Origin of the sequence: Sphingobium sp. YR768 (assembly GCF_900111125.1) — a bacterium.
Lineage (GTDB): Bacteria > Pseudomonadota > Alphaproteobacteria > Sphingomonadales > Sphingomonadaceae > Sphingobium.
The window spans coordinates 17,142-37,366 of record NZ_FOGE01000033.1 but is presented as its reverse complement, the minus strand read 5'-3'; the positions used below and the strand labels follow the sequence as shown (position 1 = coordinate 37,366).

General features: G+C 64.5%; 23 protein-coding genes. 14 read left to right on the top strand and 9 right to left on the bottom strand.

What is annotated here, in order from left to right; genetic code table 11:
- Window positions 1–61: 61 nt before the first annotated feature.
- On the bottom strand, window positions 62–529 hold the full coding sequence (locus BMX92_RS22850) for an Lrp/AsnC family transcriptional regulator (protein WP_093020845.1): 468 nt from the start codon (window positions 527–529) through the stop codon (window positions 62–64).
- A gap of 157 nt (window positions 530–686) precedes the next feature.
- Between BMX92_RS22850 and ald the strand changes: the two genes are divergently transcribed.
- From ald to BMX92_RS22820, 6 genes are all read left to right on the top strand, one after another.
- On the top strand, window positions 687–1,802 hold the full coding sequence (ald, locus tag BMX92_RS22845; RefSeq protein WP_093020863.1) for an alanine dehydrogenase: 1,116 nt from the start codon (window positions 687–689) through the stop codon (window positions 1,800–1,802).
- Between the two features lie 349 nt (window positions 1,803–2,151).
- Complete coding sequence (locus BMX92_RS22840) at window positions 2,152–2,982, top strand: sulfite exporter TauE/SafE family protein (RefSeq protein WP_093020843.1); 831 nt, start codon at window positions 2,152–2,154, stop codon at window positions 2,980–2,982.
- 101 nt (window positions 2,983–3,083) lie between these two features.
- Entirely contained in the window at window positions 3,084–3,797 is a 714-nt protein-coding gene (locus BMX92_RS22835) for a response regulator transcription factor (RefSeq protein WP_093020841.1), read from the top strand.
- Window positions 3,790–5,142, top strand: a complete 1,353-nt coding sequence (locus BMX92_RS22830) for a sensor histidine kinase (protein ID WP_093020839.1) — start codon at window positions 3,790–3,792, stop codon at window positions 5,140–5,142. Before BMX92_RS22835 ends, BMX92_RS22830 begins: the two co-directional genes overlap by 8 nt.
- 7 nt (window positions 5,143–5,149) lie before the next feature.
- Window positions 5,150–5,686, top strand: coding sequence for a hypothetical protein (locus BMX92_RS22825; protein ID WP_256213562.1), 537 nt, complete (start codon window positions 5,150–5,152; stop codon window positions 5,684–5,686).
- 174 nt (window positions 5,687–5,860) lie between these two features.
- Window positions 5,861–6,238 (top strand): hypothetical protein, encoded by a 378-nt coding sequence (locus BMX92_RS22820; RefSeq protein ID WP_093020835.1) that lies wholly within the window; start codon window positions 5,861–5,863, stop codon window positions 6,236–6,238.
- 34 nt (window positions 6,239–6,272) lie between these two features.
- Here the strand turns inward: BMX92_RS22820 and BMX92_RS22815 are convergent, their stop codons facing one another.
- A complete protein-coding gene (locus BMX92_RS22815; RefSeq protein ID WP_093020833.1) occupies window positions 6,273–7,523 on the bottom strand; it encodes a phospholipase D-like domain-containing protein in 1,251 nt (416 codons plus the stop codon).
- Window positions 7,524–7,612: 89 nt separating this feature from the next.
- Here BMX92_RS22815 and rpoZ point away from each other — a divergent pair, with 89 nt between their 5' ends.
- A complete protein-coding gene (gene rpoZ, locus BMX92_RS22810; protein WP_093020831.1) occupies window positions 7,613–7,957 on the top strand; it encodes a DNA-directed RNA polymerase subunit omega in 345 nt (114 codons plus the stop codon).
- Window positions 7,958–8,074: 117 nt separating this feature from the next.
- Here the strand turns inward: rpoZ and BMX92_RS22805 are convergent, their stop codons facing one another.
- Window positions 8,075–8,425 carry a glycine zipper 2TM domain-containing protein gene (locus BMX92_RS22805; RefSeq protein ID WP_093020829.1) on the bottom strand — a complete coding sequence of 117 codons (351 nt, stop codon included), beginning with the start codon at window positions 8,423–8,425 and terminating at the stop codon, window positions 8,075–8,077.
- Window positions 8,426–8,671: 246 nt separating this feature from the next.
- Complete coding sequence (gene ung / locus BMX92_RS22800) at window positions 8,672–9,361, bottom strand: uracil-DNA glycosylase (RefSeq protein ID WP_093020861.1); 690 nt, start codon at window positions 9,359–9,361, stop codon at window positions 8,672–8,674.
- A 95-nt stretch (window positions 9,362–9,456) separates the two neighbouring features.
- Here ung and BMX92_RS22795 point away from each other — a divergent pair, with 95 nt between their 5' ends.
- The 3 genes from BMX92_RS22795 to BMX92_RS22785 all read left to right on the top strand — a co-directional run bounded on the left by BMX92_RS22795 (window position 9,457) and on the right by BMX92_RS22785 (window position 12,174).
- Window positions 9,457–10,512 carry a serine hydrolase gene (locus BMX92_RS22795; protein ID WP_093020827.1) on the top strand — a complete coding sequence of 352 codons (1,056 nt, stop codon included), beginning with the start codon at window positions 9,457–9,459 and terminating at the stop codon, window positions 10,510–10,512.
- A gap of 52 nt (window positions 10,513–10,564) precedes the next feature.
- Window positions 10,565–10,921: a DUF962 domain-containing protein gene (locus tag BMX92_RS22790; RefSeq protein ID WP_371262512.1), complete on the top strand. Its 357-nt coding sequence runs from the start codon at window positions 10,565–10,567 to the stop codon at window positions 10,919–10,921.
- A 185-nt stretch (window positions 10,922–11,106) separates the two neighbouring features.
- The gene (locus BMX92_RS22785; RefSeq protein ID WP_093020823.1) at window positions 11,107–12,174 is read left to right on the top strand and encodes a GNAT family N-acetyltransferase; all 1,068 of its coding nucleotides are present in this window, start codon (window positions 11,107–11,109) and stop codon (window positions 12,172–12,174) included.
- Here the strand turns inward: BMX92_RS22785 and BMX92_RS22780 are convergent.
- Entirely contained in the window at window positions 12,152–13,021 is an 870-nt protein-coding gene (locus BMX92_RS22780; RefSeq protein WP_093020821.1) for a cupin-like domain-containing protein, read from the bottom strand. The two genes, BMX92_RS22785 and BMX92_RS22780, sit on opposite strands and share 23 nt — an antisense overlap.
- Window positions 13,018–14,148 (bottom strand): GNAT family N-acetyltransferase, encoded by a 1,131-nt coding sequence (locus BMX92_RS22775; RefSeq protein WP_093020819.1) that lies wholly within the window; start codon window positions 14,146–14,148, stop codon window positions 13,018–13,020. Before BMX92_RS22775 ends, BMX92_RS22780 begins: the two co-directional genes overlap by 4 nt.
- Window positions 14,149–14,302: 154 nt before the next feature.
- Here BMX92_RS22775 and BMX92_RS22770 point away from each other — a divergent pair, with 154 nt between their 5' ends.
- From BMX92_RS22770 to BMX92_RS22755, 4 genes are all read left to right on the top strand, one after another.
- Complete coding sequence (locus tag BMX92_RS22770) at window positions 14,303–15,304, top strand: NAD-dependent epimerase/dehydratase family protein (protein WP_093020817.1); 1,002 nt, start codon at window positions 14,303–14,305, stop codon at window positions 15,302–15,304.
- A gap of 299 nt (window positions 15,305–15,603) precedes the next feature.
- Window positions 15,604–16,614 (top strand): KpsF/GutQ family sugar-phosphate isomerase, encoded by a 1,011-nt coding sequence (locus BMX92_RS22765; RefSeq protein ID WP_093020815.1) that lies wholly within the window; start codon window positions 15,604–15,606, stop codon window positions 16,612–16,614.
- Window positions 16,611–17,420 (top strand): 3-deoxy-manno-octulosonate cytidylyltransferase, encoded by an 810-nt coding sequence (locus tag BMX92_RS22760; protein WP_093020813.1) that lies wholly within the window; start codon window positions 16,611–16,613, stop codon window positions 17,418–17,420. Before BMX92_RS22765 ends, BMX92_RS22760 begins: the two co-directional genes overlap by 4 nt.
- Window positions 17,420–18,010 carry a histidine phosphatase family protein gene (locus tag BMX92_RS22755; RefSeq protein WP_093020811.1) on the top strand — a complete coding sequence of 197 codons (591 nt, stop codon included), beginning with the start codon at window positions 17,420–17,422 and terminating at the stop codon, window positions 18,008–18,010. The genes BMX92_RS22760 and BMX92_RS22755 overlap by 1 nt, the downstream gene beginning before the upstream one ends.
- Window positions 18,011–18,020: 10 nt before the next feature.
- Here the strand turns inward: BMX92_RS22755 and BMX92_RS22750 are convergent, their stop codons facing one another.
- From BMX92_RS22750 to BMX92_RS22740, 3 genes are read right to left on the bottom strand one after another with little or no spacing between them, the layout of a single operon-like run.
- Window positions 18,021–18,581, bottom strand: a complete 561-nt coding sequence (locus BMX92_RS22750; RefSeq protein ID WP_093020809.1) for an LptA/OstA family protein — start codon at window positions 18,579–18,581, stop codon at window positions 18,021–18,023.
- Window positions 18,581–19,228 carry an LPS export ABC transporter periplasmic protein LptC gene (locus BMX92_RS22745; protein WP_093020807.1) on the bottom strand — a complete coding sequence of 216 codons (648 nt, stop codon included), beginning with the start codon at window positions 19,226–19,228 and terminating at the stop codon, window positions 18,581–18,583. The genes BMX92_RS22750 and BMX92_RS22745 overlap by 1 nt, the downstream gene beginning before the upstream one ends.
- 16 nt (window positions 19,229–19,244) lie before the next feature.
- A complete protein-coding gene (locus BMX92_RS22740) occupies window positions 19,245–19,862 on the bottom strand; it encodes a ribonuclease D (protein ID WP_093020805.1) in 618 nt (205 codons plus the stop codon).
- Window positions 19,863–20,225 lie beyond the last annotated feature (363 nt).

Genomic DNA, 20,225 nt, shown 5'->3' with positions numbered 1-20,225 from the left:
TTTCAAACCAGACGCTGCATCCGATCGGCAATCGGCGTCCTATGTGCCGAAATCGCGTCCATCAAAGACGTAGCCCGCGCAGGCGATAGCCCTGCCAGTTGCGGATGCGGCGGATGGCGAAGCTGGTGCGGATTGCCGATACACCGGGCAGGCGCGCCAGACAGTCGCGATGGATGGCGTCGAAGCCCTTCAGGTCCGCCGCCGCCACCCGCAACAGATAGTCGGCCTGCCCCGCCATCAGATGGCATTCCAATATTTCGGGGAAGTCCGCCACGGCCTTTTCGAACCGGTCCATCGTCTCGCGGCTCTGGCTGGTCAGCGACATTTCGACAAAGGCGTGCAGCGTCAGCCCCAGTGTCTCCGGGTCCAGTTGCGCCGCATAGCCTGCGATCAGCCCGGCATCCTCCAGCGACTTGATGCGCCGGTGGCAGGCGGAAGCGGACAGGCCGATATGCTCGCCCAGTTCCGCCATCGACCGGCGTGAGTCGGTCTGCAACGCTTCCAGCAACGCAACATCGAACCGATCCATGCAATGATATCCTGATAAATATAATTTATGCAGGATATCATCCTGAACCTCTGAGCCAAAGCCGGAAAATCAGGGAACATAAACCGACCCGTCTGCGCTATCCTGTCGTCATGAGGACGCGCATCGGCGCGCCGCCTGATTTTTTCGGAGAGTCATGATGATCGTCGGCACCGTCAAAGAGATCAAGAATCACGAATATCGCGTCGGCCTGACGCCCGAGAGCGTGCATGAGCTGACTGCCCACGGGCATCGCGTGCTGGTGGAAAGCGGCGCGGGCGAGGGGATCGGCGCGCATGACGCCCTCTATGAAAAGGCGGGCGCCGAGATCGTCGCGACCGCTGCCGAGATTTTCGCCACGGCGGAAATGATCGTGAAGGTGAAGGAGCCGCAGGCCGTCGAGCGCGCCATGCTGCGCCCCGGCCAGATCCTCTACACCTATCTCCACCTCGCCCCCGACCCGGAGCAGACCCGTGACCTGATCGCGTCGGGCGCGACCTGCATCGCCTATGAAACCGTGACGGATGCCAGCGGCGGCCTGCCGCTGCTGAAGCCCATGAGCCAGGTGGCTGGCCGCATGGCGATTCAGGCCGGCGCGACCGCGCTGGAAAAGGCGCATGGCGGCCGTGGGGTGCTGCTGGGCGGCGTGCCGGGCGTGCTGCCGGCCAAAGTCGCTGTGATCGGCGGCGGCGTGGTGGGTTTCAACGCGGCGCAGATGGCCGCTGGCCTCGGCGCGGACGTCACCATCCTCGACCGCAGCCCCGAAGTGCTCGAAAAGCTCGGCATGTATTTTGAGGCGCGGGCCAAGACCCGTTTCTCCAACCGCGCGAATCTGGCCGAATGCGTGGCGGAGGCCGATCTGGTGATTGGCGCGGTGCTGATCCCCGGCGCCGCCGCGCCCAAGCTGGTCAGCGCGGCAATGCTCAAGACCATGAAGAAGGGCGCGGTGCTGGTCGATGTCGCGATCGACCAGGGCGGCTGCTTTGAAACCAGCCACGCCACCACCCATGCCGACCCGACCTATATCGTCGATGGCGTGGTCCATTATTGCGTCGCCAACATGCCCGGCGCGGTCGCCCGCACCAGCACCTATGCCCTCAATAACGTAACGCTGCCCCATGCGCTGCGCATCGCCGAACTGGGCTGGAAGGAAGCGCTGCGCCGCGATCCGCATCTGCGCGAAGGGCTCAATGTCTGGGACGGCAAGGTGACCTACCGCGCCGTCGCCGACGATCTGGGCCTGCCCTACACCCCGGCGGAAGAAGCGACCGCCTGATCCCTACAGGCGGCGATCCGGCGCTCCGACAGGCGCCGGGCAAATAAAGCGGCGTCAGCTCTCCCCTGGAGCTGGCGCCCTTTATTTTTCTTGCGCCTTTCGGCCAGCAATTTCGGGCATTGTTTCCCTATGGCATCAGACCTTGGGAGAATCTGTTGCGGGTTCCGCTCCCTTGTTCGTCTAGCCGCAACAGGGGGACATGACCGCATGCCCCCCATGCATCCTGGTTCCGCCGAAGAGAGGCATGGTTTAACGTCATGGTCGATTACCCTAAATTCGCCGCCTTGATCCGCAACGGCGAACGCAGCAATGTGCGCGTTCGCAGCACTGTGCAGAAAGGGGCGTGCTGATGTCCGGTGATCTTATGACCTGGCTCGTTCCGCTGGTCGCCATGCTGGCGGCGGGCCTGCTCGCCGGCTTTGCGGCGGGTATTTTCGGCATTGGCGGCGGTTTCGTCGTCGTGCCTGCGCTGCTGGTCGTCCTGCCGCTTCTGGGCGGGACCAAGGATGCGATCGCCCATGTCGCGATCGGCACGTCGGCGGCCACTATCATCGTCACGTCGATCCGGTCGCTGATGGCGCATGCCAAGCGCGGTGCGGTGGAATTTGAAGTGCTCAAGACCTGGGCGCCCTGGATCGTGGCGGGCTGTGGCGTGGGCGTGCTGCTCGCGGGCCATGTCGACGGCAATACGCTCAAGATGATCTTCGCCACCGGCGTCGGCCTGATGTCGCTCAATTTCCTCCTGCCCAGCGTCAGCGGCAAGGTGGTCAGCGACACCATGCCCTCCGGCATCGTCCGCATGGGCATTGCCGGCGGCCTCGGCACCTTCTCCTCCCTGCTCGGCATCGGCGGCGGCGTGATCGCAATCATGGTGATGACGCTTTGCGGCCGCACCATCCACCGCGCCATCGCCACCGCATCGGGCATCGGCACGCTGATCGCTATTCCCACCACGATCGGCTTCGCGATCATCGGCTTCAAGGAAGGCGGTCTGCCCTGGGGGTCGCTGGGCTATATTAACGTGCCCGCCACCCTGGCGATCGCCTCCATGTCGATGCTGACCGCGCCGCTGGGCGTTGCCGCTGCGCATAGCCTGCCGGCCGGCCCGCTCAAGAAGATTTTCGGCGTATATCTGATCATCATTTCGGTCATCATGTTCCGCGGCGCTCTGCACGGATAAGACACCGCTTCTTCGGAGACGGCTTTGCAACGGCCGCCAGTGACGGGCTAACAGCCTTTGTCACTGGCGGCCGTTGCCGTTATGGATAAGGCGGGGGGATTATGGGGCAGGCCGATCAGATTAGCATTTTGCTGGTGGAGGATGACGATGCGGCGCGCGCCAATATCGCCGGCATCCTGACTGGCGCGGGCATGACCGTGGAACAGGCGGCCGACGGCGCCACCGGCCTGCATCGCGCGGGCGGCGGCAGCCATGATGTGATCATCCTCGACCGGATGCTGCCGAACCTGACCGGCATCGACATCGTCACCCGACTGCGCGTCGCGGGCGTGGGCGCGCCGGTGCTGATGCTGTCCGCGCTCGGCCGCAGCGAACATCGGGTCGAGGGTCTGGAAAGCGGCGTCGACGATTATCTGGCCAAGCCCTTCGAACCGGACGAACTGGTCGCTCGTGTTCGCGCGCTGTGGCGCCGCGCCAATCGCGGCGGCAGCCATGATCCGGTGCTGCTGTTCGGCGATCTGGAATGCCATGTGAAGGCGCGCACCGCCTTCCGCAAAGGCCGGCACCTCCCGCTCTCGCCCAAGGAATTCGAACTTTTCCGCTATCTGATGGACCATGCGGGCGAAGTGGTGACGCGCGAAATGCTGCTGCGCCATGTGTGGAAGCTGAACTTCGATCCGCAGACCAATGTCGTCGACGTCAATGTCGGCCGGTTGCGGCGCAAGCTGGAGGACGGGTTTGACGGTCCGGTGCTGGAAACCGTCTGGGGCACGGGCTATCGCCTGATCGCGGCATCGGCCCCCGGCAGTGCCTAGACCTGGCCTGCTGCGGTCTGTCTTCGGCCGCGTCACTCTCTCGGCGCTTCTGGTCAGTCTGCTTTCCACCCTGGCCCTGTTCCTGGTGGTGCAGAAGATCGTCGAGGATGACGGCCGAACCATGTTGGCGCGGGAGGTCGATACCGATCTTGCGGGCCTGGCGGATATCTATGTCAGCGGTGGCGACGCGGAATTACGCGACCGCATTGGCGATCGGCTGGGCGTGAACCGCGAGGATGGCGAACGGAGCTGGTATCTGCTGGCCGATTCCAATGGCCGGATATTGGCCGGCAATCTCGATCGCTGGCCCGCCATCGCATCGGAAGTATCGGAAGCGCGCTTCGTCGCCCTGCCCGATGGCGAGCGCATGTTCGCCCGCGCCACCCAATTGGGTCCGGGCACCCGCCTGGTCGTGGGGCGCAGCAATTATCGGGGTGAGGCGCTGCTGACCCGGCTGGCCGTCGCTTTTTCCATCGCCGGGGCGGGCATTGCGCTGCTCAGTCTGGCGGCGGGCCATTTTGCCGCGCGCCGCCTGCGCGCACGAGTAGGGGTGGTCAACGCCACCTTCGACGCGGTGCGCGCCGGTCGCATCGCGGCGCGGGCGCCCAGCGCCCGGGATAATGACGAACTGGCCGAACTGGCCGCCAATACCAATACGATGCTGGATCAACTCGAACGGCTGGTGGAGGCGCAGCGCGCCGTGTCGGATCAGACCGCGCACGAAATCCGGACGCCACTGATGCATCTCGACACCCGTATCCTCAAGGCGATGGAGGGCACGCAGGACGAAGCGCTGCTCCGCACGCTGGAACAGTCGCGCGGGGAAATTCGCGGCGTCGTGCGGCTGCTCGATTCGCTGCTGGATATCGCCAGCACACAGGCGATGCGCGGCGACCTGCGCGGTCTGGCCGATGTCGACCTCAGCGATATCGCCGAAAGCCTGGCCGATCTCTATGGCGCCAGTGCCGAGGAGCTGGGAATCGGCTTCCATGCCCGGATCGCGTCTGGCGTGCATTTCCGGGCCGACCCGATGCAGATGACGCGGCTGATGTCCAACCTGCTCGACAATGCCTTCAAATATGTGCCGAGCGGCGGCTCCGTCACGCTGCAACTGGCGCCGGGGCCGCATATAATCGTGCAGGATGACGGGCCGGGCATCCCCTGTGCCGATCGGGAGCGGGTCTTCGATCGCTATGTCCGGCTTGACGGCGCGCGGGGCGGGGGGCATGGCCTTGGCCTGTCGCTCGCCCGGGCGATTGCGGAACGGCATGCGCTGTCGCTGCATGTGGAAAACGCCGCGCCGGGCGCGCGGTTCGTCGTTCAGCCGGAGAAGGGCGATGATTAGGTTGCTCATGTCTGGGTTGTTGCTTGCCGCCGCCCCGGTTGCGGATGCGCCGCCGGTCGACCCGGTGTTGCGCACCCTGATGGAAGGCGACGCCGCGCAGGCGCAGGGCGATCCCGACACGCTGATCGACATGGCCCAACTGCTCGACACGCTGGGCGCGAAGCCGGCGGAGGGGCAGGAAGATCTGGCCGCGCTCTGGACGCGGGAGGCCAGCGATCATGGCGCCAATGGATCGCCGCTGGCTTATCGGGGGCGGGCGCTTGGCCCGGCCTATCGGCGCGGATCGCTCAATGCCGGCGGCACCGTCACCATGCGGCAGCTTTTCTTCGCGGGCCAGCGGGCACAGATTTCGGTCGCGCCATCCGGCCCGACGGCAAAATTGTCGGTCCGGGTGCGCAATGCCGACGGCGGCACGCTGTGCGCCAAGCCGGTCGGCGGCCCACAGGCCGATTGCGCCTGGATGCCGATTTTCACCGACCGCTTCGACATCGTCATCGCCAATAGCGGCGCGGAACCGGCGGCTTTCTATCTGGTCGTGCGCTGATCCATCAGGGCACTGATTTCGTTCGATAAAGAAGCCTGTTATCGCGATCATGCCCGGCGCGGCCCATCGCTAACTCCGCTCGCTTCGTCCATTCTGCACATATGTTCAGGCGCAATCCGCCCGGATCGATGCGTTATCTCCTTATGGTTCACACCAGCAGGAAGGAGAAAAACCATGATCCGTTCGAAGATGTTTGCCGCCGCCGCGCTGCTTGGTTCCGCCACGCTGGCGCTGCCCATCGCCGCGATCGCCCAGGGGCCGGTGGTCAGCTATGAGGAACAACTGGCCAAGGTCGAGGATCAACTGACCTATCAGGCGCCGATCGCCGGGGTCGAGAACAACTATTGGTTCAACTATCAGACCGATCTGGCCGAAGCCCGCAAGGAACTGACCAAAGATCTGCGCCATGCCACGGATGCCGAGGATAATCGGGATGCCTGGGATGAATATCGCGCCGAACTGGCCGATGCGCGGGGCGATTATGCCAAGGAAATGGCCGAAAAAGGCTATCCGGTCGGCGAAGTCCGCGTCCTGACCGACAATGGTCGCTAATCTGGTTTGACTGAGGGAGAGGGCTGCTTCCCCCTCAGTCCGCATCCGGATCGCGGAAATTCAGCCGCCGCGTCACCGTATAGTCCAGCACGCCGACCAGCAGATAGCTGATCCCCTGCTTCAGCAAGGTCAGGAAGGTGCGGCTGGCCCGATGCTCCGCCAGGCTGATCGCGCGGCTCTGCCCTGCCTCCTGCGTGATGAAGGCGCGCATGGCGGCCGCGAAATCCCGGTCCTCCACCCGCAGCATCACTTCCAGATTCAGGAACAGGCTGCGCATGTCGAAATTGGCCGATCCGATGAACACCGCGTCATCGATGACGATCAGCTTCATGTGCAGCTTGCACGGCTGATATTCGTAAATCTCGACCCCGCGCCGCAGCAGCGGCCCATAGAGAAGGCGCGCCGCCGCGACCGTTGCGCCATTATCCGACCGCGCAGGCAGGATGATGCGCGCGCCCTTGCGCCTCGCCGCCCGCGCGATCCGCTTCAACATGCCGCGTCCGGGTGAGAAATAGGCGGCGATCATGTCGACCCGCCCGGCATGTTCCAGATCATGTTTCACCACCTGCGCCCAGGGGCTCAGGCGCCGGGTTGGCCCGCCGATCAGCCAGCGGAACGGCTCGTCCGGATCATGGTGCAAGTCAGGGTGCCATTGCCGCACCATGCGACGCAGCGTGCGAAACCGCTGCTTCTTCGTCGCCACCCATCGCCATAGCTGGCCATACCAGCGGACCATCGCTTCGACCTGATCGCCTTCGACGAACAGGCCGATGTCGCGCCAGCAATCGTCGGTCGGAATGCCGAAATAGCCATCCTCGACATTGAAGCCGCCCATCAGCATTCGCGTCTCGTCGGCAATGGCCATCTTCTGGTGATTGCGGATCAGATAACGGGTCGATCGCCGCGTGCCGAAGCGGGCGAAATGCGCACCCGCCTCGATCAGTGGCGCAAAGAAGCTGTCGGGCGTGTGCGACGATCCGAAGCCGTCGACCATCAGCGTCACGGCAACCCCACGCGCCCGTGCCGCGATCAGCGCATCACGCACCAACGTCCCGCTGCCATCACCCGCGAAGATATAATAATAGAGTTTCAGGCTGTGCCGCGCGCCCTCGATCAGCGCGACCAGCGCGTCCCGTATCGCCGGTCCGTCCGTGATCAGGCGCAGGCTGTTGCCATGCAGAACGGCATGAATATCGTCCGCACTCGCACCGGGTGCGACAGGAGCGGGGGCGGGCTGGATGGTCGCCATGCCCCTCTCATGCCGCTTTTGGGCGGGGTGCGCCATGGCTTTATGGCCTTTTCATTGACTCTTTATGCCAGCGCTGCTAACCGGCGGGTTCACGACTTTCCTTCCGTTTTTGCAGGAGGCCCTGTTTGGCCCGCGTCACCGTCGAAGATTGCGTCGACAAGGTTACCAACCGTTTTGACCTCGTCCTGCTCGCCGCCCAGCGCGCGCGGGAAATTTCCGGCGGCGCCGAGCTGACGCTCGACCGCGACCGGGACAAGAATCCGGTCGTCGCCCTGCGCGAAATCGCCGAAGAAACCATATTGCCCGACGATCTTCATGATTCGGTCATTGCGTCGCTGCAAAAGGTGCAGATCGACGATGATGATACGCCGGACGAAATCGGTTCGATCGCCCAGTCGGCGGAGGCTCTGCGCCTGACCGCGGCTGCGCCGCCGCGCAACCAGAATATCGGCGGCGATTACGACGGCTGATCGCTCTACGAGTTTGGAGAGGGAAAGAGGCCCGGCCTGCGCAAGCGGGACCGGGCCTCGACCTTTCTAGGATAGAAAAATGGCGCGGGGACCATGTCCGCCGCGCCATTTCTTTTTTTAGCAGCTCGAATTGCGATCGATCGCCCGGCCGGCCAGCGCACCCGCGCCTGCGCCGATGATCGTGCCCGGCGCGCGGTCGCCGCGCGTATCGACGGCCCGGCCCAGCAAGGCCCCGGCGACGCCGCCCAGCAGCAGGCCGGTGGTGCCGCCCGACTTGCGGCAGCGATAACCGCGATCGTCGCGATAGCCACGGCGGTCGGCATAGCGATCGCCCCGATAATGATCCCCGCGATACTCGCGATGATAGCCGCGACGATCATGATCGCGGGCATAGGATGCCGACGGGATCACGGCCGTCAGCGAAGCTGCGGCAAGGGCGGTGGCCATAATGGCTTTACGAATGATCATGTGCTTCTCCTCAGACCTGATCTCTTTGACTACGGTCCGGATATCGCACGTCCCGAATGATATATTCCTGAACCGCGCTGTTATGCCCCGTTCAGCTAAAGAGCGGCTCTGAAAGTGTCGGGCCTTGAAAAGACCCGTTCGGGCTGAGCCTGTCGAAGCCCTGCCTTATTCTTAAAGAAGTGCAGCCCTTCGACAGGCTCAGGGCGAACGGATATGGTAAGTGATCCCGATTTTGGTGCTAATGCCCTAGCCCAGCGCCGGCAGCGCCCAGTCGATCGCGCCGCGGCCTTTCGCTTCCAGAAATGCGTTCGCCTTGGAAAAGGGCCGCGATCCCAGAAAGCCGTTATGCGCCGAAAGGGGGGAAGGGTGGGCGGATTTGATCACCAGATGGCGGCTCTGGTCCACGAACGCCGCCTTGCGCTGCGCATAGGCGCCCCAGAGCAGGAAGACAACCGGCTCCTCCTTCTGCGCGACCAGCCGGATCACCGCATCGGTGAATAACTCCCAGCCTTTGCCCTGATGGGAGGCGGCGCGACCCATTTCCACCGTCAGCACGCTGTTGAGGAGCAGCACGCCCTGTTTCGCCCAATGTTCCAGAAAGCCGTGGCTGGCCCGTTCGATGCCCAGATCGGCCTGCATTTCCTTGTAGATATTGACCAGCGACGGCGGCGTCCGCACGCCCGGCTGCACCGAAAAACACAGGCCATGCGCCTGCCCCTCGCCATGATAGGGGTCCTGCCCCAATATCACCGCCTTCACCTGATCCAGCGGCGTCAGGTCCAGCGCGCGGAAATATTCGCTGCCCTTGGGGAAGATGCGCTTGCCCGCCGCCTTCTCCGCCTGGAGGAAGGATTTCAGCGCCTGCATATGCGGCGCGGCGAATTGCTCCGCCAGCGGCGCGCGCCAGCTTTCGTGCAGCTTGATCGTCTCGGTCATGGCGCCCTGCATGACCTGCGCCGCAAAGCCCTGTCAACGCGCCCATATGCGGTTAATGGTCTTGCCTACCCCGCCGCGATCCGCGACTAGGAGCCATGTCGCTTCCCCGTTCGCTGTCGTTCCTCGCCGCCCTTGGCCTGTTCCTGGCCCCCTTGCCCAGCGCCGATGCCTTCGGACCGCCGCCCAAGCCGCTGCTTCAGCAGAGCGCGGAGGCCAAGCTGCTCGCCGAATTTACCCGTTTCGCGGCCCTGTCGGACGGCACGGTCGGTATCGCCGTGCGCGATCTCCAGACCGGCGAGACGCAGGCCTTTAATGGCGACACGCTTTTCCCCATGGCCAGCGCCTATAAGGTTGCGGTGGCCGGGCGCATCTTTTCCCTGATCGATGCGGGCGACCTGCGCCTGGACGACAAGCTGGTGCTCGATCCTGCGCTGGCCAGCGAAGGCGGCATCGCCTGGATGTTCTCGCGCCCCGGCGCCAGCCTGTCGGTCGACCGGTTGCTGGAACTGATGCTGCAAAAGAGCGACAATAATGCGACCGACGTTCTGGTCGCGCGCGCGGGCGGACCGACGGCGATCACCGCTTTCGTCACCAAGCTGGGCGTCACCGGCCTGCGCGTCGACAGCGATACCGCGCATCTTCTCTACCGCGCCATGGGCATCCATCCGCAATCGGGCAGCTTCCGCCAGAATGCCGAAGCCGCCCGCCGCGCCGACCCGCAAATCGCGGTGCGCGATATCCGCGACCTGCCCAACCTCGCCTTCTCGATCGAGCCGGAAGATACGTCCACGCCGACCGCGATGCTCGACCTCATGACCGCCTATGAGGAAGGGCGGGCCATGTCGGCCGCCAGCACCCAGCGCTTCTTCACCATCATGGCCCATTGCGAAACCGGCAAGGCGCGGATTAAGGGCATGCTGCCGCCCGGCACCGCCGTCGCGCACAAGACCGGATCGCTGAACGGTGTCGGCAATGATGTCGGCATCGTGCGCCTGCCGGATGGGCGCCGTATCGCTATGGTCGTCTTCGTCATGAAGGACAGCAAGGGCCATGTCTCGCGCGACCGCATCATCGCGGAAGCCTCGCGCGCCGCTTATGATTATTTCCTCTACGCCCCGGACAGGGCGCACGGCCGGGCGCATAATGCTTAACGTGGATCAAGCGATTCGATAGAATCGCGCCCGAGAGGATAGTCTGAGCAGCATGAAGCGCTTTCGTGATTTCTGGCCTTATTATTTGCAGGAACATGCGCGTCCCGGCACGCGCGCGCTCCATTATGCGGGCACCAGTCTGGTCGTCGGCCTGCTGGCGAGCGCGCCCTTCATTGGACAGTGGTGGATGGCGATCGCACTGCCGGTAGCGGGCTATGGCTTCGCCTGGGCCGGGCATGGCCTGATCGAGCATAATCGCCCCGCCACCTTCCGCCATCCGCTCTGGTCGCTGCGCGCTGATTTCGTGATGTGGCAGCGCTTCCTGACCGGGAAGATCGGCCGCGATCTCGCAAAGGCCGGCGTCCGCGCCGACGGCACGGTCGATCCGGCGCGGCGTATTATGCGGTGATTCAACGGATATACGGACGCACCGTCGGAGTGTGCCTCCAACATCAGAACCGTTCGGGCTGAGCCTGTCGAAGCCCCGTCCTTTTCTAAAAAGAGCAGCCCTTCGACAAGCTCAGGGCGAACGGAGGATGGGGTGGTTCTACCGATCCGCTTGACCCCGCCCGACGCTCTGCCACAAGGGGCGCGATGGCATGTTCCGCGACCTTCTCGCTGCCCGACCGGGCCCTATTGGCGCAGCGTTGGCAGGCGCTGGAGGCGCGGTCGGATGCCTCCTTCTTCCTGCGCTGGACCTGGGTGGGATCCTGGCTGGACAGCTATCCCATTCGCCCCGAACTGCTAGCGGTCACCGATGAAGCGGGCCGGGATATCGCGCTGGCGCTGGTCGGCCATGCGATGCAGTCGCGCCTGCTGGGGGGGATCGCGACGCTCAGCCTCAACCAGTCGGGCGATGGCGATGCCGATCGCCCCTATGTCGAATATAATGGCCTGCTGATCGAGGCGGGCAGGGAAGAGGAAGCGATCGCCGCCGCCCTTGCCGCGCTGGCCCGTCGCCGCGACTGGCGCGCGCTGCGCCTCAGCGGCATCGCGCCGTACTCCCCGCTCACCGGCATCCCCGCCCGCCGCAAGACCCGCGTCGACGTCTCGCCCGTCTATCAGGTCGATCTCGACGCGGTGCGCGCGGCCGATGGCGATTATCTCTCGCTGCTCAGCGCCAATAGCCGCAGCCAGATTCGCCGCGCGATGAAGGATCATGGCGGCCCGCTGCCCGATATCGCCATCGCCACGCCGGACGATATCGCGCCCTGGCTGGACGAGATGGCCGCGCTCAACAGCGGCCGCCATGCCGACAATGCCTGGGACAGCGCGACCTTCCGCGATTTCGTCGCGACCATCGCCGCGCGCGGTCTGCCCGAAGGCACGGTGGAATTGCTACGCTTCACCGATGCTGGCGGGCCGGTCGGCCTGCTGGTCAATTTCGTGCAAGGTGGCGTGGCGATGAACTATCAGTCCGCCTTTGCCGAACCGCGCACTGGCAAGGACAAGCCCGGCCTGCTCTGTCACGCCGCCGCCGTCGGCCATTATGCTGTGCGCGGCCTCACCCGCTATTCCCTGCTGGCGGGCAAGGATCGCTACAAGCAGAGCCTCTCCACCTGCGAAGAATCTCTCGAATGGTGGTTGCTCGAACGTTTCACCCCGCGCCTCGAAGCCGAAGCGCTGTTGCGCCGCTTGCTCAGGCGCCCAGCTTCCGCATGAGGCGATAGAAGAGGCGGCGCAGCCCCTGTTTCTCCGGCGCTGCGCTCACCGCGCCGGTCGGCAGGCCGCGCTTGCGCAGCAGGGCGTTGAAACTGTGCAGTTCGCCCTCGGCCACGCTGCGGTCCGACCGCCATGTCACGGACAGGCTGACCGACACGGTCGGGCCGTTTTCCACGAAATGCGGCGCCTTCACCGGCACATGGATGGCGTCGCCCGGCTCCAGCAGAACCGCCGTGCCGCGCGCCTGAAAGCCATCCTGCCAGATCAGGTTGCGATGTCCACCGGCATGGAAATCCTCGCTCTTTTGCGCCGGCACCAGTTGCTCGTCGCGGGCAGGGAAGACCGTCATCGTCTTGGTGCCCATGATCTGGAGCAGGATATTATGCTCCGGGTCCATGTGGAAGGGCGTGACGCTGCCGGGGGAGGACAGGAAGATGAAGGCTTCCCGCTTCAGCATCGGCCCGGTCGTCTTCGCGACGATCGGCTCCAGTTCCGCCAGCGCCGCGTCGAGCAGCGCGCCATAGGCCGGATCGCGCTCGACATTCTTCAGCACCGCCCAACTGCCATTCGTATCGATCGTGCGGATCGTTTCGCCCAGCGTCAGGCCGTTGGACGGCGTATCTTCCGGCCGCACGCCCAGTGGCAGCTTTCCCAGATTATATTCGACCGACGTTTCCGGCATCCGCTCCGCCAGCGTCGCCAGCGCCTCCAGCGTCAGCAGGTCATGGCCGATCAACTGATGGCTCAGCCGGGTCGACTGGTCGGGATAGGCGGCGGCGAAAGCGGCGCGGGCCGCGTCCGAAAATGTCGCGCCGTTCGCCGGCGCGATGCTGCTCTGCGCGGTCATCGCTGTCCTTTCACCATTCTGGCTAGTGTTTCGGCGCCGTTCGCCATGGCAAAGGCGGCGCGGCGCTGCATCCATGCGCGCGCCTTGCCATGCAGCGCTATACGATATTGTACGATGGTGCGCCGTTCCGCCCACAGGCTGTCGATCATCGGATGGTCGGGCGCGGCGCAACTGTCCATCCAGCCGATCGCCGGATCGTCCTGCACCGCATGCAGGTTGGCGATTTCGATCAGCACGCCCGGCGAAAAGCGGCCCAGCGCCTCGTCAAAGGCGATCTTGAAGGAAAAGGCGCCATCGCCATGGCGGAAATTGACCAGCATGGCGATCGCCCGGCCATCCAGATCGATGCGCAGCATATGCAGCCGCCCGGCCGCAAAGGCTGCGGTGCAGGCGCTGCGGAAAAAGGCGGCGTCCTCCGGCTTGCAGCCCAGCGCCGTGCCATTCTCGCCCTTCCAGCCCGACGCTTCCAGCGCCAGAAAATCGTCGCACCAGCGGGAAAGGTCCGCGCCATCGTCCAGCAATCGCGTCTCGACGGCGCCCAGTTCCGCCAGCCGCTTTTGCAGGCGGCGCAATTCCTTACGCTTCTTGGAACGCACCTGCGTTTCCCAATAGGCGTCGGCGGAGAGGTCCGACCGCAGCATGGCGCGTTCATAGCGGTGGATTTCGCGCCGGCCCCGCCGCTGTTCGACGCAGACCGCCTCGATCGCGGCGGCATTGGCGCCCGCGGCGTCCAGCCCTTCCAGATGCAGGAAACCTGATGCCCAGGGCGCCGCGTCCAGTTCCGCCAGAAAGCCGCGCCAGGCCGCCGCCTCATGCCCCCGGCGCAACATCGGTGCGCCGAAGAAGCAATGATCGTGCATCCAGTTGGATACGCAACCAATCGGCAGGCGGCCGTGGCGCGCGCGTATCGTCACCGGCAACAGGCCGATCAGCAGGTCGCCGTCCCGCGCTTCGATCAGGCGTACATCCTGCCCGCCGGGCAGATGGTCGATCGCCGCACCCAGCATGTCGGGCGCGTAAAAACCATTGGCTTCCGCCGCGTCCAGCGCCAGCGCGCGCCAGTCGCTGCGCTGATCCTCGCCCTGCGAACGCGCAACAGGCCGTGAAGGATGGGATGCCATGTCCATGACTGTCGCATAGTCGGTAAAGATTAGGGAAAGCCTAAGTCGCTATCCCATCCATATCGCACGCGCGGCAGGACGGGGCTTTACATTGCATGGCGGATTGTTTGAGACGGGGGCGGGCGGCATCCGGCCGCTGGCAGACTAGGGAGAAAATGGCATGACGATCCTGATCACCGGCGCGGCCGGGTTCATCGGCATGCATGTCGCCGACCGTCTGCTGGCGCAGGGGCATGCCGTCGTCGGCATCGACAATATGAACGATTATTATCCGGTGTCGCTCAAGCGCGACCGGATCGCCCGGTTGCAGGCGGCGCATGGCCGGCTCTTCACCTTCCACGAACTGGATTTTGCCGATCTGGAGGCTGTGCAGGCGGCCCTGGCCGATCAGGTGATCGAATCCATCGTGCATCTGGGCGCGCAGGCCGGGGTGCGCTATTCACTCATCAATCCCCATGCCTATGTCCGCTCCAATCTGGCGGGCCATGTCAACATGCTGGAACTGGCGCGGGAACGGCGGGTGCGGCATCTGGTCTATGCTTCCTCCTCCTCCGTCTATGGCGGCAACGACACGCTGCCCTTCCGGGTCGAGGATCGCGCCGACCATCCCGTTTCGCTCTATGCCGCGACCAAGCGCGCCGATGAACTGATGAGCGAAACCTATGCCCATCTCTTCCGTATCCCCATGACGGGCTTGCGCTTTTTCACCGTCTACGGGCCATGGGGACGCCCCGACATGGCAATGTGGATCTTCACGTCGAAGATTTTGGCGGGTCAGCCGATCCCGGTCTTCAACCATGGCCGGATGCAGCGCGACTTCACCTATATCGACGATATCGTGACCGGCATATTGGGCTGCCTCGATCACCCGCCGGTGGACGATGGCGCAGTGAAGGCCGGGGGCAGTCGTGCGCCGCACCGGCTCTATAACATCGGCAATAACCAGCCCGAAGAACTGATGCACCTGATCGCGGTGCTGGAAGACGCGCTGGGCATGAAGGCCAATATCGATTTCCAGCCGATGCAACCGGGCGACGTGCACGCGACCTACGCCGACATCAGCGCGATCGCGCAGGACATTGGTTTCGCACCGACAACAGGAATCGAGTCGGGCGTTCCGCGATTCGTGAACTGGTATCGCGCCTATCATGAAGGGCGATAATTCCGTGCTGCAACGCACGTTCGCAAAGCAGAAAAGTTCCGCAATTCATCGCTCAAAATGATCGACTTGGCTTGGTCGTTTCGGTCGGCGGTGGCTTTTTCCTGTTCGAATTTTCTTTCGCACTTGCAAAATGGATTGCCATAAGTGCCTGAAACAGCGTAAGCCATATACCCATACCGGTTGAAAAACTGGTTAGGGGTCGCGGAATTGAGGAAAAGACGACACATCGAACACGATGGTTCGTCGCCGTTGCACGCGCCGGGTTATCCGGTGCGGAATACGGGGAAAAGGGCAAACGCGTGTCGACACCAGCTTCGAAAATTGTTCCTTTCGGCTCAGGAGGGCGCATCGTAGAGAGCGCCTGCCGCAGCCTGTCGATCGCAGCCTTCGGGCTGAATGCGCTGGAAGCGAAGTTTTCCGAGCGCGATTTTGCCGCCACCTTCCTGCGCGTCATCGGCATCATCATGAAAGTGCGTGGCCGCGTCATCGTCACCGGCATCGGCAAGAGCGGCATCGTCGCTCGCAAGATGACGGCCACCCTGACCTCGACCGGCACGCCCGCCATCTTCCTGCATCCGGCCGACGCCGGTCATGGCGATCTGGGCATGATCACCCCGGACGATGTCGTGCTGATGCTGTCTCATTCCGGCGAGTCGACCGAACTCGGCCCGATCATCCATTATTGCAAGCGCTTCGCCATCCCGCTGGTCGCGATCACGGCCCAGATGCACAGCACCGTCGCCGCCGCCGCCGATATCTGCGTGGATATGCCGGAAGTGGAGGAGGCCTGCCCCAATTCGCTGGCGCCCACCACATCGACCACGGTGCAGATGGCGTTCGGCGATGCGCTGGCCATTTCGCTGATGGAAATGCGCGGCTTTTCCGCCGACGATTTCCACAAATTCCACCCCAATGGCAAATTGGGCGCGCAACTGGTCAAGGTGCGCGAACTGATGGCGACCAATCAGGATGTGCCGATGGTGCGCGAAGATGCCTCGCTGCTCGACGCCACCATCGAAATGACCCGCGCCCGCCTTGGCGGAACAGCGATCGTCGATCGCAACGGCCGCCTGATAGGCGCCTTCACCGATGGCGACCTGCGACGCACCGTCACCGGCAAACAGAATCTGACCGACGCGGTCGGCCGTTTCATGACCCAGACGCCGCTGGCGGTCGCGCCGGACGAACTGGCGTCCGAAGCGCTCCACCTGATGCATGAACGCAATATCATGCTGCTGTTCGTGTGCGAAAATGCCCGACTGGTCGGCGCCGTCCACATGCATGACCTGCTGCACGCCGGGGTCGCCTGAACCTTCTCGTCGTCATTCCCGCGCGTGCCGGTTCGACTCGCCTGCCACGCAAGCCGTTGCGCCCGATCGCCGGGCGCACTTTGCTTCATCGCACCATCGCCATGGCCCGCGCCGCGATCGGCCCGCGCGAAGGCGTTTCGCTGGTCGTCGCCACCGATGACCAGCCGATCGCCGATCACGCCCACGCCGTGGGCTGTGACGCGGTCCTGACCGACAGCGCCATCGCCACCGGCTCCGGGCGCGCGCTCGCGGCCGCCCTTGCCCAGCCCGTCATCCCCGATTTCGTCGTCAATCTTCAGGGCGACTCGCCCTTCCAGCCCGAAGCTGCGCTGGGTGCGGTCATTGCTGCGTTGCAGCATGGCGCGCAGGTCGCGACGCCGGTCATCGCGCTGGACTGGCCTGCGCTCGATGCGCTGCGCGATCACAAGACCCGTTCGCCCTTCAGCGGCACCACCTGCGCCCGCGCGCCTGATGGGCAGGCGCTGTGGTTTTCTAAGACCATCATCCCGGCCATCCGCAATGAAGAGCGGCTCCGCGCGGAATTGCCCCGGTCTCCGGTCTGGCGCCATGTCGGCCTCTATGGCTATGCCATCGATGCGCTGCGCCGGTTCGAAGCTTGCCCGCCGACCGCGCTGGAAAATCTGGAGGGGCTGGAGCAATTGCGCCTGCTCGAACTCGGCATCCCGGTCATGACCGTCGCGGTCGATCCGCCTCTGTTCGACAGCAGCGGCATCGACACCGAAGCGGATATCCACCGGGTCGAGGCGCTGATCGCCGAACATGGCGATCCCACGCCGCCGCTCTGATGCGCCGCCTGTTCATCATCCGCCACGGCAATACCTTCGCCAGCAGCGCACAGGCCTGCCGCGTCGGCGCCCGCACCGACATCCCGCTGGTCGATAGCGGCCGGGATCAGGCGGACCGGATCGGCCAATGGTTCGCGGCGCAGGCGCTGCCCGTCCGCCATATCCTGTCCAGCCCGCTGCTGCGCGCGCGCGAAACCGCCAACCGAATCGGCGCCGCCATCGATCATCCCGTCGACGGTCAGCGCGACTGGCTGGGCGAGATCGATCATGGCCCGGATGAAGGCCGCCCCGAATCGGAAGTGCTTGCCCGCATCGGCGCACAGGCGCTGCTGGACTGGGACACCCGCGCCATCGCGCCGGATGGCTGGATCGTCGACGCCGACGCCCGCATAGCCGCCTGGCGCGCCTATTTTGCGGAGGAAGGGGAGGGTGTCGACCTGCTCGTCACCAGCAATGGCGCGGCTCGCTTCGCCCTGCTGGCGGCAGGCCTGCCGCTTGGCACGCTCAAGCTGCGCACGGGGGCTTTGGGCGAACTGGCGGTGGACGCTCGCGGGCAGGTGATGCTGTTGCGCTGGGACGAACGTCCCTAGACCTGCCGGATCAATTCTTCCGCTGCGGCACCGTGAAAGTGCCCGACACGCGCCCGCTGGGGCTGGTTGCCGCGCCTGGCACGCTGCCGCCGGCCGAACGCCCGTCAACGGTCGATCGACCGCTGTTCAGGTCCATCACCAGCCGCCCGCCGGTCAGGCGATTGCTGCCCTGGGTCAGCGCGACATTGCCCAGCATCGTGATCAGCTTGGCGTTGAGGTCGTAGATCGCGACATTGCCGCGCGCGGTCTGGTCCGCCTTCGTCACCACGACATTGCCCGACGCATCGATCCGGTCGATCTGGACGCCGTTGCTGCCGGTGCCGCCATTGGGTTGATTCTTATAGGCTACCGTCATCCGCGCGGCGTTCAGCGTCATGCCGGCCTGCGTCACCACGACATTGCCTGACACCAGCACGCGATCGGCGCGATCCTGCACTTCGATCCGGTCGGCGGTGAAGTTCACCGGGGCGTTGCTGTCATGATTTTTCAGGTTCTGCGCATTGGCAGCGGCGATCATCACGCCGGCGGTGCCCAGAAAGGCGACAGAAGACAGGATCAGGGTGCGTTTCATCACTTCTGCCCTTTGAGGCCATTTTGCTCGATGCGCAAGCTCGCCCGGCCATTCAGCGTCACGGTGCGCGCCGCCATGTCCGCTTCCAGATGGTCGCCGCTGAACGTGCCGATCGGAATGCGCCCGTCCACACGGCCCGCACTCTTCATCCGCCGGCTCTTCAGGTCCACGCCCACGTCCCGCGTCGTCAGGCGATAGCCGCCCGCCGCTTCGAACTGCACCGGCCCCTCGATCCCGACTCGCTCGGTATTCATGTCATATCGCCCCTTCTGCGCGGTCAGCACCGCCGGACCGTCGGTCAGCAATATGCGGGCGGACATGCTGTTCAGGTCGACGATCGGCTCGCGGGAGCTTTTCTGCACGGCGGACCCAGCGCGCAGGGAAAAGGGCTGCCCCTTGCTGTCCTCGCCCCGATAGAGCGCCTCGGTCACGCGCATTCGCTCCTTCGCCACCTCGACCTTGTTCTTGTCGAGCAGGAAGCTGACCTTGTCGCCGCCGGTAAAGGGCGCCATCGCCAGCAAAGCCGCCAGCACGCCCACCGCCACCGGCAGCCAGTTCTTCAACAGCGCCACCAGCCGGTCATGGCTGCCGCCGGGCCGCGCCCAATGGCGGCGCACATTGCGTTGCTGTTCGGCCTGGACGGACACGGAAGCCGTATCTCCCTTACATATGCGCGAAAATGTCGATTTCCGGCCAGCCGGCCAGGTCCAGCTCGGCCCGGTGCGGCAGGAAATCGAAACAGGCCTGCGCCAGTTCCATCCGCCCTTCGCGGATCAGCCGCTTGTCCAGCTCGGCCTTGAGCGCATGGAGGTAGCGCACGTCCGACGCGGCATAATCCTTCTGCGCGTCGGACAGGGCAGGGGCGCCCCAGTCGCTCGACTGCTGCTGCTTGCTGATGTCCTGGCCCAGCAATTCGCGCACCAGTTCCTTCAGCCCATGGCGGTCGGTATAGGTGCGGATCAGGCGTGACGCGATCTTGGTGCAATAGACGGGCGCGGCGACCACACCCATATAATATTTGATCGCAGCGATATCGAACCGCCCGAAATGATAGAGTTTCAACCGTTCGGGATCGGCCAGCACGGCGCGCAGGTTCGGCGCGGCATAGTCGCTGCCCGGATTGAAGCGCACCAGATGCTCGTCGCCCTTGCCATCGCTGATCTGCACGACGCACAGCCGGTCGCGCGGGGTGATCAGGCCCATGGTTTCGGTGTCGATGGCGATGGGGCCGGGGGCGAGCACGCCTGCTGGCAGATCTTCTTCGTGGAAATGAACGGTCATGCCATCTCCCTTATGGCGAAACCTGTCGCGCCGCAATGAAGGCTTTGTTGCAGGAGTCTGTTTGGAAATGCGCCTCTGGCGCATCCGCACCGGCCCGCACCCCCACCCGACCTCCCATCAGGGTACCATGTCTGGGCGGTCGGGTGGGGGTGTGGGCCGGTGCGGCACTGAAAATGCGCTCTTCCGCGCATTTTCCAAAAAGACTGTAAGGCCGGTTGTACGGGGGCGTCGCACTCCCATTTCGCCTGAATGGAACGGAACATGATCGCATCAGTGAAAATCATTCGCGCTGCCCTGAAAAGTTGATATAGTGATTCCCAAACCCGCCTTTGCGGTGGATTCTGCATGTCATTCGCCCGACAT

What these genes read in the sequence shown, in the direction of transcription:
- BMX92_RS22755 (WP_093020811.1), top strand. Translation starts at nt 17,420, where the DNA reads ATGCGCCGCCTGTTCATCATCCGCCACGGCAATACCTTCGCCAGCAGC.
- BMX92_RS22770 (WP_093020817.1), top strand. Translation starts at nt 14,303, where the DNA reads ATGACGATCCTGATCACCGGCGCGGCCGGGTTCATCGGCATGCATGTC.
- BMX92_RS22740 (WP_093020805.1), bottom strand. Translation starts at nt 19,862, where the DNA reads ATGACCGTTCATTTCCACGAAGAAGATCTGCCAGCAGGCGTGCTCGCC.
- BMX92_RS22840 (WP_093020843.1), top strand. Translation starts at nt 2,152, where the DNA reads ATGTCCGGTGATCTTATGACCTGGCTCGTTCCGCTGGTCGCCATGCTG.
- BMX92_RS22795 (WP_093020827.1), top strand. Translation starts at nt 9,457, where the DNA reads ATGTCGCTTCCCCGTTCGCTGTCGTTCCTCGCCGCCCTTGGCCTGTTC.
- BMX92_RS22820 (WP_093020835.1), top strand. Translation starts at nt 5,861, where the DNA reads ATGATCCGTTCGAAGATGTTTGCCGCCGCCGCGCTGCTTGGTTCCGCC.
- BMX92_RS22805 (WP_093020829.1), bottom strand. Translation starts at nt 8,425, where the DNA reads ATGATCATTCGTAAAGCCATTATGGCCACCGCCCTTGCCGCAGCTTCG.
- BMX92_RS22815 (WP_093020833.1), bottom strand. Translation starts at nt 7,523, where the DNA reads ATGGCGCACCCCGCCCAAAAGCGGCATGAGAGGGGCATGGCGACCATC.
- BMX92_RS22750 (WP_093020809.1), bottom strand. Translation starts at nt 18,581, where the DNA reads ATGAAACGCACCCTGATCCTGTCTTCTGTCGCCTTTCTGGGCACCGCC.
- ung (WP_093020861.1), bottom strand. Translation starts at nt 9,361, where the DNA reads ATGACCGAGACGATCAAGCTGCACGAAAGCTGGCGCGCGCCGCTGGCG.
- BMX92_RS22850 (WP_093020845.1), bottom strand. Translation starts at nt 529, where the DNA reads ATGGATCGGTTCGATGTTGCGTTGCTGGAAGCGTTGCAGACCGACTCA.
- BMX92_RS22785 (WP_093020823.1), top strand. Translation starts at nt 11,107, where the DNA reads ATGGCATGTTCCGCGACCTTCTCGCTGCCCGACCGGGCCCTATTGGCG.
- BMX92_RS22780 (WP_093020821.1), bottom strand. Translation starts at nt 13,021, where the DNA reads ATGACCGCGCAGAGCAGCATCGCGCCGGCGAACGGCGCGACATTTTCG.
- BMX92_RS22790 (WP_371262512.1), top strand. Translation starts at nt 10,565, where the DNA reads ATGAAGCGCTTTCGTGATTTCTGGCCTTATTATTTGCAGGAACATGCG.
- ald (WP_093020863.1), top strand. Translation starts at nt 687, where the DNA reads ATGATCGTCGGCACCGTCAAAGAGATCAAGAATCACGAATATCGCGTC.
- BMX92_RS22775 (WP_093020819.1), bottom strand. Translation starts at nt 14,148, where the DNA reads ATGGACATGGCATCCCATCCTTCACGGCCTGTTGCGCGTTCGCAGGGC.
- BMX92_RS22835 (WP_093020841.1), top strand. Translation starts at nt 3,084, where the DNA reads ATGGGGCAGGCCGATCAGATTAGCATTTTGCTGGTGGAGGATGACGAT.
- BMX92_RS22825 (WP_256213562.1), top strand. Translation starts at nt 5,150, where the DNA reads ATGTCTGGGTTGTTGCTTGCCGCCGCCCCGGTTGCGGATGCGCCGCCG.